This window comes from Phycisphaerales bacterium, assembly GCA_040221175.1.
GTDB lineage: Bacteria > Planctomycetota > Phycisphaerae > Phycisphaerales > UBA1924 > JAHCJI01.
Window position 1 is genome coordinate 103,609 of the sequence record JAVJVK010000007.1, and the last position, 15,234, is coordinate 118,842.

At 68.0% G+C, this 15,234-nt stretch carries 13 protein-coding genes; 8 read left to right on the forward strand and 5 right to left on the reverse strand.

Going from position 1 to position 15,234, the window contains the following annotated elements:
- Positions 1 to 16 precede the first annotated feature (16 nt).
- A complete protein-coding gene (gene trpS, locus RIE32_08045; protein MEQ9096197.1) occupies positions 17 to 1,102 on the forward strand; it encodes a tryptophan--tRNA ligase in 1,086 nt (361 codons plus the stop codon).
- Between the two features lie 92 nt (positions 1,103 to 1,194).
- Here trpS and RIE32_08050 read toward each other — a convergent pair whose 3' ends face one another.
- A complete protein-coding gene (locus RIE32_08050) occupies positions 1,195 to 1,914 on the reverse strand; it encodes a hypothetical protein (protein MEQ9096198.1) in 720 nt (239 codons plus the stop codon).
- A 154-nt stretch (positions 1,915 to 2,068) separates the two neighbouring features.
- Here RIE32_08050 and miaA point away from each other — a divergent pair, with 154 nt between their 5' ends.
- Together miaA and RIE32_08060 are read left to right on the forward strand one after the other, a co-directional pair.
- Positions 2,069 to 3,055, forward strand: a complete 987-nt coding sequence (gene miaA / locus RIE32_08055; protein MEQ9096199.1) for a tRNA (adenosine(37)-N6)-dimethylallyltransferase MiaA — start codon at positions 2,069 to 2,071, stop codon at positions 3,053 to 3,055.
- A gap of 203 nt (positions 3,056 to 3,258) precedes the next feature.
- Positions 3,259 to 6,093 carry a DNA topoisomerase gene (locus tag RIE32_08060; GenBank protein MEQ9096200.1) on the forward strand — a complete coding sequence of 945 codons (2,835 nt, stop codon included), beginning with the start codon at positions 3,259 to 3,261 and terminating at the stop codon, positions 6,091 to 6,093.
- Here RIE32_08060 and RIE32_08065 read toward each other — a convergent pair.
- From RIE32_08065 to RIE32_08075, 3 genes are read right to left on the reverse strand one after another with little or no spacing between them, the layout of a single operon-like run.
- Positions 6,090 to 7,040, reverse strand: a complete 951-nt coding sequence (locus tag RIE32_08065) for a DUF5996 family protein (GenBank protein MEQ9096201.1) — start codon at positions 7,038 to 7,040, stop codon at positions 6,090 to 6,092. The genes RIE32_08060 and RIE32_08065 overlap by 4 nt on opposite strands.
- 28 nt (positions 7,041 to 7,068) lie before the next feature.
- Positions 7,069 to 8,478, reverse strand: a complete 1,410-nt coding sequence (locus RIE32_08070; GenBank protein ID MEQ9096202.1) for an excinuclease ABC subunit UvrC — start codon at positions 8,476 to 8,478, stop codon at positions 7,069 to 7,071.
- A gap of 41 nt (positions 8,479 to 8,519) precedes the next feature.
- Positions 8,520 to 9,038: a hypothetical protein gene (locus tag RIE32_08075; GenBank protein MEQ9096203.1), complete on the reverse strand. Its 519-nt coding sequence runs from the start codon at positions 9,036 to 9,038 to the stop codon at positions 8,520 to 8,522.
- Positions 9,039 to 9,135: 97 nt separating this feature from the next.
- Between RIE32_08075 and RIE32_08080 the strand changes: the two genes are divergently transcribed.
- Positions 9,136 to 10,017, forward strand: a complete 882-nt coding sequence (locus RIE32_08080) for a hypothetical protein (GenBank protein MEQ9096204.1) — start codon at positions 9,136 to 9,138, stop codon at positions 10,015 to 10,017.
- Here RIE32_08080 and RIE32_08085 read toward each other — a convergent pair.
- Complete coding sequence (locus RIE32_08085; protein ID MEQ9096205.1) at positions 9,977 to 10,957, reverse strand: prepilin-type N-terminal cleavage/methylation domain-containing protein; 981 nt, start codon at positions 10,955 to 10,957, stop codon at positions 9,977 to 9,979. The two genes, RIE32_08080 and RIE32_08085, sit on opposite strands and share 41 nt — an antisense overlap.
- A 178-nt stretch (positions 10,958 to 11,135) precedes the next feature.
- Here RIE32_08085 and RIE32_08090 point away from each other — a divergent pair, with 178 nt between their 5' ends.
- The 4 genes from RIE32_08090 to RIE32_08105 all read left to right on the forward strand — a co-directional run bounded on the left by RIE32_08090 (position 11,136) and on the right by RIE32_08105 (position 15,224).
- Complete coding sequence (locus RIE32_08090) at positions 11,136 to 12,089, forward strand: ABC transporter substrate-binding protein (protein MEQ9096206.1); 954 nt, start codon at positions 11,136 to 11,138, stop codon at positions 12,087 to 12,089.
- Positions 12,086 to 13,135, forward strand: a complete 1,050-nt coding sequence (locus tag RIE32_08095) for an iron ABC transporter permease (protein MEQ9096207.1) — start codon at positions 12,086 to 12,088, stop codon at positions 13,133 to 13,135. The genes RIE32_08090 and RIE32_08095 overlap by 4 nt, the downstream gene beginning before the upstream one ends.
- Positions 13,132 to 13,992 (forward strand): ABC transporter ATP-binding protein, encoded by an 861-nt coding sequence (locus RIE32_08100; protein ID MEQ9096208.1) that lies wholly within the window; start codon positions 13,132 to 13,134, stop codon positions 13,990 to 13,992. The genes RIE32_08095 and RIE32_08100 overlap by 4 nt, the downstream gene beginning before the upstream one ends.
- Positions 13,993 to 14,078: 86 nt before the next feature.
- Complete coding sequence (locus RIE32_08105) at positions 14,079 to 15,224, forward strand: hypothetical protein (GenBank protein ID MEQ9096209.1); 1,146 nt, start codon at positions 14,079 to 14,081, stop codon at positions 15,222 to 15,224.
- Positions 15,225 to 15,234: the final 10 nt, after the last annotated feature.

A 15,234-nucleotide genomic window follows, 5' to 3' on the forward strand; every position in this document is an offset into this window, starting at 1 on the left:
CCTACCCTCCACGCTTATGACCAGCCATACCCCCCCTGGAAGGGCCCGCATCCTCACCGGCGACACCCCCACCGGCCAGCTCCACCTGGGGCACCTGGTGGGCAGCCTCGAGAGCCGCGTTGCGTCGCAGGACGAGTACGACTGCTACTTCCTCATCGCCAACATGCACGCGTACACGACCAGGGCCGACAAGCCCGAGGGCATCCGCGAGAGCACCTTCGAGATCGTCAAGGACTGGCTGGCCGTCGGCATCGATCCGCAGCGCAGCACCTTCGTCCTGCAAACGGAAGTCCCCGCCATCGCCGAGCTCACATGGTTCTTCGCGATGCTCTTGCCCTTCAACCGCGTGATGAAGAACCCGACCTTGAAGACCGAGATCAAGGACAAGGACCTGGGCGATACGTACTCGTTTGGCTTCCCCATGTACGCCGTCGGCCAGTGCGCCGACATCCTCGCGTTCCGGCCGCAGCTCATCCCCGTCGGAGAAGACCAGGTCGCCCACATCGAGATGTGCCGCGAGGCGGCGCGCCGCTTCAACCAGGTCTACTGCGGCGTCGACCCGCACGCCGAGGATGCTGAACACGAATCACTCGGCGGCGTGTTCCCGATCCCCGCCGCGAAAATGGGACGCATCGGCAGGCTCGTCGGCACCGACGGCAAGCAGAAGATGTCCAAGAGCCTCAACAACGCCATCTTCCTCACCGACACCTTCAAGCAGATCAAGAAGAAGATGGGCCAGCTCTACACCGGCCGGCAGACCATGGACGAGCCCGGCGACATCGACAACGCCCTGTTCGAGTACGTCCGCGCCTTCATCCGCGACGAAACCAGAGTCAAGGAACTCGAAACCAGGTACGCCGCCGGCGACAACATCGGCGACGGCCACATCAAGGTCGAGGTCGCCCAGGCCATCGACGAGCTGATCGCGCCCATCAGGGAGAAACGCGCCGAGCTCGCGGGCGAGGCGGGCGACAAGGTTGTGCTCGAGATCCTCCGCGAGCACGCGGCCAAAGCGAACGCGGTGGCGGAAGACACGCTCGCAAGAGCCAAGGCGGCGATGAAGCTGAACTTCTTCGGGCGAGAGCTGCGGTTCCCGAAGTAGCCCTTCTTACGAACCCCTGCCGTGAGGCAGGGGGTACGGCAACACGAGCCGCGCCCGCGCTATCATGCCCCCTCGCTCATGCGAGGGGTTCGTCAAGACGGCCGCGATTCGAGCCCACACTCCGGGCACGCCGAAACCCGCTCCCCCAACGCATACCCGCACGCCACGCACAACCCCCGCGCCCGCCGCCGCCGCGTGCGCCGCCAGCGCAGCAGTGCCATCGGCGTCAACGCGAGCGCGGCGTAGAAGAGGGTGTTGGCGAGTAAGCCGGGCCAGATCGGGCGCCAAGGAAAGGCGATGTCCTTGCCAGCGAGGGTCGCAGCAAGCAAGCCTTGCGAATGTTTGGCACTCGCCTCGCCATATCGTGTAACAATCCGCCCTTGTGCGGCGATCGCCGGCCAGCCCGCCCGCCAGCACTCCACCCTGTCCGCAGAGGCCGTGTAGCGTGTGCGTGCGAATGCGGGCCTGGGATCGCCCGGCTTTGCGTCAAAGACGTCATCCGGCGGATAGCAGTTGCTCAGCCACCGCACACTGGCGGGATGCTCGAACTTGTACACGAGTACCACGTGATCGGCGCCCAGATAGAAACCCATCAATCCCGGGCCCGAATTCCGCGTATTCGCGGCTATCACCGCCGCCACCGGCACGCTCACCACCGCCAGCACCACCCCCACCAGCAGCGCCGCCAGCACCATCCGCCATGTCAGCATGCGGTGCCGCCGGGTCATCGCCAAGCGTATCGCCCCAGTCAACGCCCCCAGGATCCTCCCGCCGAGCGTCCGTTCCGCCCAGCCGAGCGCACGAATCGTCATTTCGTGCGCTCGCGCGGACGATTCGTGGCCTCTGGTGGCCGCGCCGGGGGCACGGATCACCAGAGAGTGCGCATTCTCGGACCATCAGAGCGCTCGGATTGCCGGCGCTTGCCCACGCCGCGACGATCCGGGCCGCCCTGTTTATCTTTCTGCCGTGAACGCCCGCCCCCGCATCCCCGTCATCGCCGGCCCAACAGCCGGCGGCAAGACGAGCCTGGCGATTGCCTGCTCGAAGCTGGCCGAGGCGCGGGAGCTCGTGTCGAGGGGCGCGGCGCAGGTCATCTCCGCCGACGCGTTCCAGGTCTACCGCGGGCTCGACATCGCCAGCGCCAAGCCGTCCCTCGAAGAACGCCAGGGCGTGGAGCACCACCTGATCGACATCGTCGAGCCAACGGAGCCCTTCACCGTCGCCCAGTGGCTTGAGTTGGCGACGCAGACCATCGACGAGATCGAATCACGGGGCGGCTGGCCCATCGTCGCCGGCGGCACGCACCTCTATATCAAGGCCCTGATCGACGGCCTCTTCGAGGGCCCGCCCGCCGACGAAGCGTTGCGCGAAGAACTCCGCGCGATGCCCGCCGCCGAACGCCGGGCCGAGCTCGAGCGCGTCGACGCCAGGGCCGCCCAGCGCATCCACCCCGCCGACGAGCGCCGCACCATCCGCGCGCTGGAGGTCTTCCGCCTCACCGGCACGCCCATCAGCGAGCACCAGGGCCAGTGGGACAGCAACACGAACCCCCTCGCCGATCGGCTGCTGCTGGTCACCCTGCACTGGGAGACGCAGGCCATCAACCGCCGCATCAACGCCCGGGTGAAGCAGATGGTCGAGCAGGGGCTGGTCGAGGAGACCCGCCGGCTGCTGGACTCGGGAAACCTCGGCCCCCAGGCGGGCCAGGCCCTGGGCACGAAGCAGGTCGCGGCATATCTCACCGGACCGAGTCAATCCGGATTTTCCCTCGACGACGCCATCGAGCGGACGAAGATCGAGACCCGCCGATTCGCCAAGAACCAGCGCACCTGGCTGCGCCGATTGGCCGCCGGGCCGGGCGAAACGCCCAAACGCCTGGCGATCCATCCCGATGGCCAGGACGCCGGCGAGATGTCGCAAGCCATTGTCTTAGCATGCTTTATGGCCGATTGACCACACGTTGCCGACAGGCTGCCAACACGCCATCTCTCCGGCCGGGGCGAATATCGGCGGGCTCGGCGGGGGTTCTGGGCCGATGGAAGGACATCGCACGCCCCGGGGCGGGCCGGCGCTTGACAATGCCGCGGCCGGCTCCTTCCGTGTCTGCGACCACCCGAACCGCGGGGAAACTACCCACTTGCCCCGAAGCGAACTCCATGGCCAAGAAGACCTCCAAGAAGACCACCACCAAGAAGACCTCCAGGAAGGTCGGCAAGAAGGTCACCAAGAAGACCGCCAGCCGGGCCGGTGGGGGTGGGCGTGGTCGCACCAGCCGGGGCACGGGCTACAAGGCCGGGCAGGCCAAGGGCAAGGACCTGGTCATCGTCGAGAGCCCCAGCAAGGCCAAGACCATCAATAAGTACCTGGGCGACGACTACGTCGTCCTGGCCAGCGTGGGCCACGTGCGCGACCTGCCCGAGAAGGCCGACAAGGGCGACAAGAGTCCGGTGCCCGGCGTCGACCTCGAGAAGCGCTTCACCCCAACCTACCGCGTGCTCAGCGGCAAGGAAGCGGTGATGCGCGAGCTCAAGCGGGCCGCGACCGACGCGACCAGCGAGGGCGGCAGCGTCTGGTTCGCGACCGACCTCGATCGCGAGGGCGAGGCCATCGCCTGGCACCTCGCGCAGGAGATCGGCATCGACGCCGAGGACGCCAAGCGCGTGGTCTTCGCCGCCATCACCAAGGCCGAGATCGCCAAGGCCTTCAACAACCCGCATCCGATCGACGTCGACAAGGTCAACGCCCAGCAGGCCCGCCGCATCCTCGACCGCATCGTGGGCTACCAGGTCTCGCCCCTGCTGTGGAAGAAGGTCACCCGAGGCCTGAGCGCCGGCCGCGTACAGAGCGTGGCCGTGCGCTTGGTGGTCGAGCGCGAGCGTGAGATCCGCGTCTTTGTTCCAGACGAATCCTGGAGCATCACCGCAAGCTTCGCCGGCACGCAAGACGCCGCCCGTTCGCTGGCCCCCCAGTGGGCCAAGCTGCTGGCGAGCAAAGACGAGAAGGGCAACCCGCCCAGCATCAAGGCCCAGAATGCATGGCTGGCCAAGCACGACGGCCTGCGCGCCGAGCTCGTCGAGGTGAACGGCGAGAAGTTCGAGATCCTCCAGAAGGGCAAGCTCGACGACGACGCCGAGGCCGCCGTCAGCGCCGAGAAGTTTAAGAAGCCCCACACCTGCGACATCACGCCCAGCGTGGTGAAGATGCTCGAGCAGGCCGGCCTGAGCGACGTCAAGACCCACGTGACCGAGGACGAAACCGGCCGCGGCCCGGCGCGCTGGCTGCGCACCATCACCGGCACGCCCGACCCGAGCATGCCGTGGACGGTGCGCTCGATCGAAACGAAGCGCACCAGCAGCCGCCCGCCGCCGCCGTTCATCACCTCGACGCTGCAGCAGGCCGCCAGCACGCGTCTTGGCTTCGGTGCCCGCCGCACCATGAGCGCCGCCCAAGGCCTGTACGAGGGCGTCAACATCCCCGGCGAGGGACCGGTCGGCCTGATCACCTACATGCGTACCGACTCGACGCACATCGCCGGCGAAGCGCTGAGCATGGCGCGCGAGCACATCAAGAAGACCTGGGGCGACACGTACCTCCCCGAGAAGCCCAACTTCTTCGGCAGCAGCAACAAGAGCGCGCAGGAGGCCCACGAGGCCATCCGCCCCACCAACGTCGCCTACACGCCCGACATGGTGCGCAAGAGCCTCAAGCCCGACCAGGCCAGGCTCTACGAGATCATCTGGCAGCGCTTCGTCGCCTGCCAGATGAGCAACGCGCAGTGGGACGCGACGACGATCCTTATTTATGGTGGCAAATCGGACACACTCACCTTCAAGGCCACCGGCCGCGTGCTCGTGTTCGACGGCTTCTACAAGGTCGCCGGCGTCCCCACTTCCAGCGACGAGGCCACGCTGTCGACCATCAGGGAGCAGGAAACGCTGCACGCCTTCGGCATCGACCCGCGCCAGCGCTTCACCACGCCGCCCGCACGCTACACCGAGGCGAGCCTCATCAAGACGCTCGAGAGCGAGGGCATCGGCCGGCCCAGCACCTACGCAAGCATCGTGCAGACGATCCAGGACCGCAAGTACGTCGAGCAGCGCGAGCGCCGCTTCTATGCGACCGACCTGGGCGAAGTCGTCACCGACAAGCTCATCGAAGCGTTCCCCCGCATCATGGACCTGGGCTACACCCGCCAGATGGAAGCCGACCTGGACAAGATCGAAGAAGAGCACCTCGACTGGATCGACATGCTCGAGAAGTTCTACGGGCCCTTCAGGGAAAGCCTCGAGCACGCCCTGGAGAACCTCCAGCACGCCAAGGCCGAGGTGCAGCCCAGCGACTACCTCTGCCCGCGCGACGGGGCCGAGCTGGTCTATCGCTTCGGCAAGAACGGCCGCTTCCTGAGCTGTTCCAACTACCCCGATTGCAACTACGCCTGCCCGGTGGACACGCACGGCAAGCCGCGTCCGATCGAGTACGTCGACGTACGCTGCCCCAAGACCGGCCGGCCGATGGTGCACCGCACCGGCCGCTTCGGCCCGTTCATCGCCACCGACCTGGCCGAGGGCGAGAGCCCCGAGGATGGACTCATCCTGAACATCGACAAGAAGGGCCACATCGTGGCGCCCTCGGTCCCGCCGGTCGAGACCGACCTGCCCTGCCCCACCTGCGAAGCACCGCTCAACCTGCGCAGCGGCGCCCGCGGCCCGTGGCTGAGCTGCAGCCGCTTCCCCAAGTGCCGCGGCCGCGGCAAGTGGAGCGAGCTGGACGACAAGAAGCAGGCCGAGCTGGAGCGCAAGCTCGAAGCCCACGAGCGCGCCAACCCCACGCCCATCATCAAGCGCCTGGATGGCACGCCGCTCACCGACGCCAAGGGCAAGCCCGTCGAGCACGCACCGACCATCGGCCAGCTCATCCTCGACGAGATGCCGAGCGATGCCGTAAGCACGCACGAGCGCCCCGTGCCCAAAGAGCACGCCAAGTCGGCCTAACGACCCGCGTGCGCCTTCCGCGCATCGGCGGGCAGGTCGCATTCGAGCGCTTCGCGGTCCCACCCAGCCAGGTCCGCCGCCGCGGCGTACGTGCTCTCGAGGAACGCCATGAGCGCCTCTTCGGGGTCCTTCGCCTCGCGCACCGCCGCGTAGGGCAGCACGAACTCACCCAGTTCGTCCGACCACGTCGCGGCCTCGGGCTGCACGCGCGCCTTCTCGAAGCCATCGGGCTTTGGGTACGCGTACGAGTAGAACACCGCGTCGGCATCGTCGTTGCCGGGCCAGAAGCCCGCGCTGCTGACCTCGTGCGAGTACGCCTCGCGCGCCACCCAATCGGGAAAGTTCGGCACGCCGCCGGGGTGCGGCGGCGCCGTCCGACCCGAAAAGCGCGTGACGGCCAGGTCGAAGCTGCCCCAGAAGAAGTGAACCGGGCTGCACTTGCCGGTAAAGCCCGCGCGGAACCGCTTGAACACGCGGTCCATCTGCACGAGCGCCCGCCAGAACCGCTCGACCGCCGCCGCGTCGTAGGGCCGCGGCGCCGTGTCCTCTTCGAACGGAATGGCGTCGGCCATCTCGCTGGGCGTCGTGTAGATGTCGATCTCGATGCCCAGACCCTCGAGCGCATCCATCACCGCCCGATAGAATGCCGAGACGGCGCCCGGCCCAAGGCCGATCCGCCGCACCTCGCCCTCGACGGTTTCGATCACCAGATCATGGTCCACGAAGTCGAAGCGAATCTCGAAGGCGCGAACACCCTTGGACATGATCGACGTCGTCAGCCCGCGCCCGTTGACGTACAGCGGCACGTGCCAGGAGTGGTTGGTCCAGGGCGTGGGCTCCAGACGCACCTTGCCAACGACCTGCGTATACAGGTGCAGGGCCTTGGCCGTCTCGGACCACGAGGCGTAGGAAATGTCTGGCCATACCGGGCCGGTGGTGTTCGCCATGACGAATCCTCCCGTCCAACGGTAGCGCCTACTCCCCCACCACCTTCTTCCTTCGAAGAACATGGTGGTAGTGCCGCGCGAAACGATGCGCCTCGTCGCGAACCTGCTGGCACAAGCGCAGTCCGAAGTTCTCGCGTCCCAGCCGAATGGGCTCGCTCCGCTCCTGCACGTGGATCAGCTCTTCTTTCTTGGCCAGCGAGATCACCATGGGCGCCGGCACGTCCATCTCGCGCAAGGCCTCCATCGCCGCGTGCAACTGCCCCAGCCCGCCGTCGATCAGGATCACGTCGGGATACAGCTCGTGTCCCGCGCCCGCCTCGCGATACCTCCGCGAGATCACCTCGCGGATCGATGCATAATCGTCGTTGCCCGTGCCCTTGATCTTGTACCGTCGATACTCGCTCTTGAACGGCCGCCCATCCACGAAGCACACCTTGCTGGCCACCGTCTCGTTGCCGCCCAGGTGCGCAATGTCGAAGCCCTCGACAACCCTCGGCGGCTCGTCGAGCCCCAGCGTCTTCTGCAGGCTGCGCATCCCCTTCTCGGGCTCGACGTAGCCGATCTCGGTTTCGGGCTGCCAGCCATCGCGCTTGCTCGAGCGTTCCTCCAGCTTCTCGATCGCCGCGATCTGGTCGCGCAGCTCCGCCGCCCGCTCGAACTCCAGCTTCTCGCTCGCCTCGGCCATTTCCTTGCGCAGCTCGCGCAGCATCTGGCTGCGCTTGCTGCCCATGAACCGCACGAAGCGGTCCACTTGCTCGCCATAGGCCGTCAGGGTCACCTTGTCGGCGCACGGCGCTGTGCACTGGCCGATGCTGTAGAGCAGGCAGGGCCGGAAGTACTTGTTCTTCGGATCACCCTCCACGATGTCCAGCTTGCAATCGCGGAACTTGAACACCCGCTGGGCCACCTGCACCGCTTCGCGCAGCGCCCCCGCGTTCACGAACGGGCCGAACACCTTGGCGCCCTTCATGTACTCGGGCGTCGTGCCATCGGGCCGCACGCCCGCGGGGTTGCGCGTCACGAACACCCGCGGGAAGTCCTCGCGCTGCGTAACGACCAGGTATGGGAACGTCTTGTCGTCGGTCAGCCGGACGTTGAACCGCGGGCGGATGTCCTTGATCAACCGGTTCTCGGTCAGCAAGGCCTCGAACTCGGTCTCGCACTCGATGAACTCGAAGTCCCGCACCACGTCGAGCATCGGGCCCTTGGCCGGCCCCAAGTCGGTGCTCGGCACGAAGTAGCTGGCCACGCGGTCGGGCAGCTTGCGGGCCTTGCCCACGTACACCACCACGTCCCTGGCGTCCTTCATCAGGTACACGCCCGGCGCCGCCGGCAGAGAGCGCGCACGCTTGAGCAGCCGCGCGAGCCGTTCGGCCCGCTCGTCGGCATCCTCCTGCTCGGTCCAGAAGTTTTCGTCACTCACTGGTTCATCGGCCACGGCTCGATTGTACGACCGCCGCTTGACGCACTCACCGGAAATCACCCGCCCGGCCGAACCCCGCGCATCGAGGTATCCCGAGTGCCCGTCGTTGCCGCTTCGGCCTCGGCCGATATCGCGCGCTCCTGCTCCTGACGCTGCACCATGGCCGCGGGATTCAGCGTCCCTTCGCGCTCGGCCCGGGCCCGCTCGGCGGCGGCTCGCAGCTGGGCGTCACGCTCCAGGTCCGCCGCCGTCAGCCCCGTGCCGCGGAACATCCCGAAGCCAAAGACCAGCACCAGCACGACCACGAGCACCAGCCCCGCGCCGGCCCCGAAGGCGCCCAGCACCAGCTTCGGACTCATCGAGCCACCCTCGAACTGCTCACGCCACGCCACCACGCGCTCGCCCACGCGCTCCCGCAACGGCGGCCTGTCTCCGGTGCGTTGGAACCTCTCGAACAGCCCGCCGGTGGCCATGCGGTTGCTGAGCCGTCGCCGCGCCTCACCGCCCGCATTGATCGCGCCATCGATCCTGCGACCAACCTCCGCGAAGCTGTCTTCGAACTCACGCCTGCCCATAGGGCCCTCCAGCCACTGCCACTCCATTGTATCGGAAGTCGGCGAGAAACGAAACACCATTCGCACGACCGGAAATGTTTCGAACGTACACTGGCCGATGCACTGGGTCGCGCCCGAGCACGAAGGCCACATGCCCCCAGGCCTCGCCTGCATCGACTGTCGCTACGACCTGGGCGGGCTCGCCTGGGGCACGCGGTGCCCCGAGTGCGGATTCCCGGCTCCCGCGGCGTGGCCAACCAGCGCCCTCGGCGAAGCCCACCCGGCCTTCATCGCCCACCTGCACGACCGCTTCCGCGACCTCTGGCACGTCGACGCGTGCCTCGCCTTCGGCCTGCTGCTGCTTGCTCTGGTCGTACTCCTGGAGGCGTTGCTTCCCACCAGTCCTGCCAGTGGCGTGCTCGCGCTCGTTGGCGCGGTCTGCCTCGTCGCCAGCAGCGTCTACGGCTGCATCGCGCTGGCCCGCCTGTCGACCAGCCATCGCAACGCACGCATGGACCTCGATCTGCCGCATCGCAAGGCAATCCTCTGGTCGTTCGTGTTCACCGTGGCGCCGCTTGGTATGCTCGTGCTGTCCGTGTTCTTTGCGTTCATCATGCTCGCGGGCACGTGGTGCATCGTCGTCCCTGCGATGCTGACCTCCGCGATTGCCGCCATCTGCCTGCTCGTCAACACCGCCGACCACGCCTCGACCACCATCGAACGCACGGGCAACAGCCCTCGCTGGACCCGAGCCGAGCTTGCCGCGGCCGTCGCCACGGCATGCTGGCCCATCGCGATCCTCATGTTGTGGGCCTACCTCGGCGGCGCGGGTGTTGCCATCTCGGTCCTTTTGCTCGTCGCCATGCTCTGCGTCACCCACGCCCTGCGCATGCGCCACGCACAAGAGGTGGTGCGCCTGACGCTCCGCCAGCGTCGCCAACAGCTCGCCCGATTCACCGCTACTTCGGAAGATCCACCCCTCGCATCCCCCCGTTCGTAGCCCAGAAGTACAGCGGGAACTCGCCGTCGGTGCCGGCCACGCCGCCCAATGCGTCCAGGCCGCTGGGCCGCCGGCTGGGGTAGAGCGGCATCAGGTCGCTCGGCTGGATGCGCCCGCCGGGGAGGAACTCGTCTCTGTCCGCCGCCGCGTCGCCGATCTTGCGCATGTCGGCCTGTCGCACGCTGCCGTCGCCCGTCGCGACGTGGGGCCTGGCCTCCGGATTGCACCAACTGGGCGCCATCTTCTGCCGCGTTGCGCCGCTGCCGGAGATCGCCACTCGGTTGTTCTTCGCAAAGTCGGCGCGCTCCCAGAGCAGCACCTTGTCGGCAGGCTGGGCCATGCTGGCCGCCGACGTCGGCGCGAGGCTGCCCGGACCCATCGCCGCCCGCGCACCCGCGCCGAATCGGCTCGGCGCCGTCCACATCGTCGGGCTCATGTAATAGCTCGAGGGATACAGGTACAGCCCGTTGAGGCTGTCCTGCAACGACCGGTACTGCGCCAGTTGATCGAGTGCGAGCCGGTCGGCCGGCGAAAACTGCACCTCGGTGTCTCTTCCGCCCTGCGCGTTCCAATCGCTCAGCCACGAGTACCAGTACACGCCGAAGAACTCGGTGCTCCACTGCGGGGCCGAGGGCACCTCGAAGTTCCAGATCGGCTCGTCCTGCGAGGGATGGAGCGCATCGCTCCACACCGAACCGGGCACGCGCCGCCGCCGGGCGTCGGTCTCGGGGTCAAAGGGCGTGGGGAAGAACCGCTGCTCGTGCTCGTACAGCATCAGCAACTGCGACAGGCTGCGCAGGTTGGCCACGCCCACGGTCGAACGGGCCGTCAGCCGGGCCCCCGCCAATGCCGGGATCAGGATGCCCATCAGCACGCCGATGATCGAAATGACCACCAGAAGCTCGATCAGCGTAAAACCGCGTAACCTGCTCGAAGCCATCAGGCCCCCTTCGCCATCCCCGTGCCAGTGCTGGTTCCCCACACCGTACTACGCCCTGCCAGCCCCGAAGTTGCATGCCGGTTTCCCGGCTGCCCGGCCGGCCGTCTATTGAGACTCCGTCTCAACACGATACGATCTCGCTCACCGCCACGTCACACCTTCAGGAGCCTCGATGCCCATGCCCGCAAGTGCCCGTTTTGCCGCGTGTTGTGCCGCCGCCACCCTCGCCCTGCTTTCCGCGTGCGAGGAGCAGGCCCCGACCTCGCCACCGCACGCGTCGACCACCACGACCGAACTCGCCCCGGAACAGCCGGCAAGCGAGACCGCCACGAGCGAAACGCCCCGCGTGGCCGCCCTGCTGCCCTTCGCCGCCGACCAGCTCATCGCCCTGGGCGTCCAGCCCGTGCTCGTGCCGTCGCTTCCGGGCGGCCAGCCCGAGGCCTGGCAGGGCATCGAGGCGGGCGCCCTGGACCACTCGGTGGGACCCAACATCGAGCAGCTCATCGCCGCCGACGCCGACGTCATCATCATGAGCGCCGTCTACAGCCAGTTCGTCCCCCAGATCGAGGACTCGACCGAAGCGCAGGTCATCACCATGGACGCCGACACGCTCGAAGACGTCTCGGCCCACACGCGCACCATCGGCGAACTCGTGGGCAAGCCTGACCAGGCCGACGCATGGATCGCCGACTTCAACGCGCAGCTGGCCGCCACCGAGCCAATCGATTCAGCCGGCGACCCCATCAGTGTGCTGGCGGTGTTCGGCACGCCACAGTCCTTTTATGCATTTCTTCCCGACAGCTATCTGGGCGATCTGGTCGAGACGGCCGGCGGGCGACTTATCACCAGCGACCTGCCCGCGCATCGTTTCTATCGCGGCCTGGCTCCGTTGAGCATGGAAGCCGTCGTTCAGAAGGATCCTGACGTCATCCTCGTCGTGTTCCACGGACCCGAGCGCGCCGCCCGCGCGCTCTTCGCCCGTGACCCCCTGTGGGGGCAACTGACCGCCATCAAGGACGACCACATCGCCTTCCTGGGCGAAGACCTCTTCGCGATGCGATCGGGCTCGCAGGCCGTCACCGCACTGGAAGACGTCCGCGCCGCCATCGAGCGAGCCAAGCCCACCCAATGACCACCCTGTCGGCGGGCCATCAGGCGACCATCTCCCCGGCTACGCGTCCCGCGTGGCGTCGCTTCGTGACGCCCGCCGCCATCGTGCTCGTCCTCGTGCTTGGTCTTGCCCTGTCGCTCGCGCTCGGAGCCGTCCGCATCCCGCTGGCCGACGTGGTCGCCACGCTCACCGGCTCGGGCGAGGGCACGAGCGAGCGCATCATCATGAGCGCCCGCCTGCCGCGCGCACTCGTGGCGTTGCTCGCCGGCGCGAACCTCGCCGTCGCCGGCGTCCTGCTCCAGGGCGTCACGCGCAACCCACTCGCAGACCCGGGCATCATCGGCGTCACCGCCGGCGCAGGCGTCAGCGCCACCATCGTCTTGGCCGCCTTCCCGCAGGCTGCCCACGCGCTCCCGCTGGCAGCCTTCCTGGGCGCCATGGCCTCGGCCGTCTTCGTCTACGCCGTAAGCTGGACGCCCGGCGGCGCGGGCAAGGGCGGCACGAGCCCCGTCCGCATGGTGCTCGCGGGCGTGGCCGTCAACGCCATCCTCGGCGCCGTCATCGGCGTGCTCATTACCGCGTTCGCCGACCGCATCCCCGCCGTCATGTTCTGGACCGCCGGCTCCTTCAACGGCCGCGGCTGGAGCCACCTCTGGATGGTGCTGCCCTACTCCATCGTGGGCCTCACGATCGCGTTCCTCCTCCGCTCACGCGTGCGCATCCTCGAACTGGGCGATGACACTGCCAGCACCATGGGCATCTCGGTCGAACGAACGCGCCTGCTCGCCTTCGCCGCCGCCGCCCTGCTTGCCGGCTCGGCCGCCAGCGTCGCCGGCCTGGTCGGCTTCGTCGGCCTGGTGGTTCCTCACCTGGTCCGCCTGGCCATGGGCTCCAACCGCCTGATCGTGCCCGTCAGCGCCTTCGCCGGCGGCGCATTGCTCTTGTGGGCCGACCTCGCCGCCCGTACCGTGCTCGCTCCGAGCGAGCTGCCCGTGGGCGTCGTCACCGGCCTCGTCGGCGGCCCGTACTTCATCTTCCTGCTCTACAAGTCGGGGTGGCTGCGATGACACTGAAGGCCAACGACCTTTCCATCGACCTCCCGCCCCGCCGCGTGCTCGCCGGCGTGAACGTCACGATCGAGCCGGGGGAGATGGTCGCCATCGTCGGCCCCAACGGCTCGGGCAAGTCCACGCTCCTGCGCGCCCTGGCGGGCCTGCTGCGCCCCGCCGCTGGCAGCGTCACGCTCGATGCCAAACCCCTGCACCGCTACCCCAAGCGCGCCCTGGCCCGCCGCCGCGGCCTGCTCGCCCAATCGGCCGACCTCCCCCAACTCACGACCGTGCGCGAGCACGTGGCCATGGGCCGCCACGCCCATGCCAGCGCCCTGGCCTCCCTCTTCCGCTCGCAGCATCAGGCCGCCCACGACAACGCCATCGACACCGCCATGGATCGCTGCGGCATCGCGCACCTGGCGGACCGCCGCATGGAAGCCCTCTCGGGCGGCGAATGCCAGCGCGTCCGCCTGGCGACAACGCTCGCCCAGGAGCCCGCCGTCCTCATGCTCGACGAACCGCTGACGGGCCTGGACATCGAGCACCAGCTCAGCCTGCTCGACCTGCTCAAGGAACTCAACACCGCCACCGGCGTCACCGTCATCTGCGTCATCCACGAACTGGGCCTTGCCCTGCGGCACTTCCCCCGAATCCTGGCCGTCCACGACGGCGCCATCGCGGCCGACGGCACGGGCCGCCAGGTCATGACCACCCCCACGCTCCGCACCGTCTTCGGCGTCGAGGGCTGCGCCTGCTACGACCTTCCCGATCACCCCGTCGTGGTGTGCAAGAGCCCGGGCGAATGCGCTGCCGGCCGCGAACTGCCGCAGGTGGTCACACCGATCCTCGACCGCCGAGCCATTGCCCGATAAAAACGCAGGGCGCACGATTTGCGCTCTCGACTATTTCTCAGCCAATCAGGCTCAAGTCGCCCCCTCACACGTTCGATAACCGGGGCATGGCACCCCAGAACAGCAACCCGGCCGTCGCCCAGGCCCAAAGCCAGGGCGAAAACCAGACCGCACCGAGCCCCACCAGCAGCGGACGCCAGCCATTCAGGCTCTCGGCGCTGCACCCGCGCGCGGGCAAGGCCTCGTCGGCCGGCATCGCCCCCAACCTCATGGGCGAGATGGCCGGCCTGTTCGAGGGCAGCCTCACCAGCGGGTACGGGCCACAGATCGGCATGGTGCCCACCGCCAAGCCCAAGACCGAAGAGCCCTCCACCAAGCCCGCCAGGCCCGCGATCAAGCGCCGGTCCAAGGCCTCAACCGAAGCCAAGCCGAAGCCCGCCCCGCGCCGCATGACCGCCGAGGAGGCACGGGCCTTCCTCATGGGCTCGGAGGCGCCCGCCGGCCCCAATGCCGAGCCCCGCCCGATGCGCACGCCGCCCATCCCCAAGAGCATCCGCGACCTGCGCCTGGCGGGCTTCACCAGCGTCTACGAACTGCTGCCCGAAGAGCCACGTCTGTTCGCCCTCGAGTCGGTCTACGGCCGCTGGGACGGCAAGATCCTCGTGCTGGATTCAGCCCCGACCCACGTCCAGGTGGTCAAGGCCCGCCTGGCACGCCGAACCCTGCGCCCTTACTGCCAGCACGAGACCCCGGCGACCTACGGCCTGGCACGCCTTGCATTCCCGTTGGCCAGCCGAGGCGTCCTGGCGGGCACTTGCTACGGCCCGCTGCTGGTTAACGACAACGGCCGCGATGAACTGAAGCGCAGCCGCGACGAGCACCGCAAGGCGGTCGCGCCCATGTTGCGCCACGTCATCAAGAGCATGCCAAACGTGAAGGCCATCGTCTGCCTGGGCGTCACCGCCTACGACTTCGTGCTCCATGCCATGACCAGCAAGGCACCAAGGCCGGGAGCCTTGCCCCGCTGGCCCCAGGAGTTCGATGCGGCCGAGCCCGTGCGCCCGATCTTCGGTGGGCCCACCGTCTTCCTCACTTGCCGCACCTCGCCCGACGCCATCCACCGTCGCGGCGGCGAGACCAGGGCCCAGCAGGACTGGCAGGCCGTCGCCGACCACCTGGCACACCAAGAGAAGCCTCGCGCCCTTAAGAGCATCGGGCGCTCCAAGGTGACCGTGCCCAACCACGCCGCCTGATACACATCAC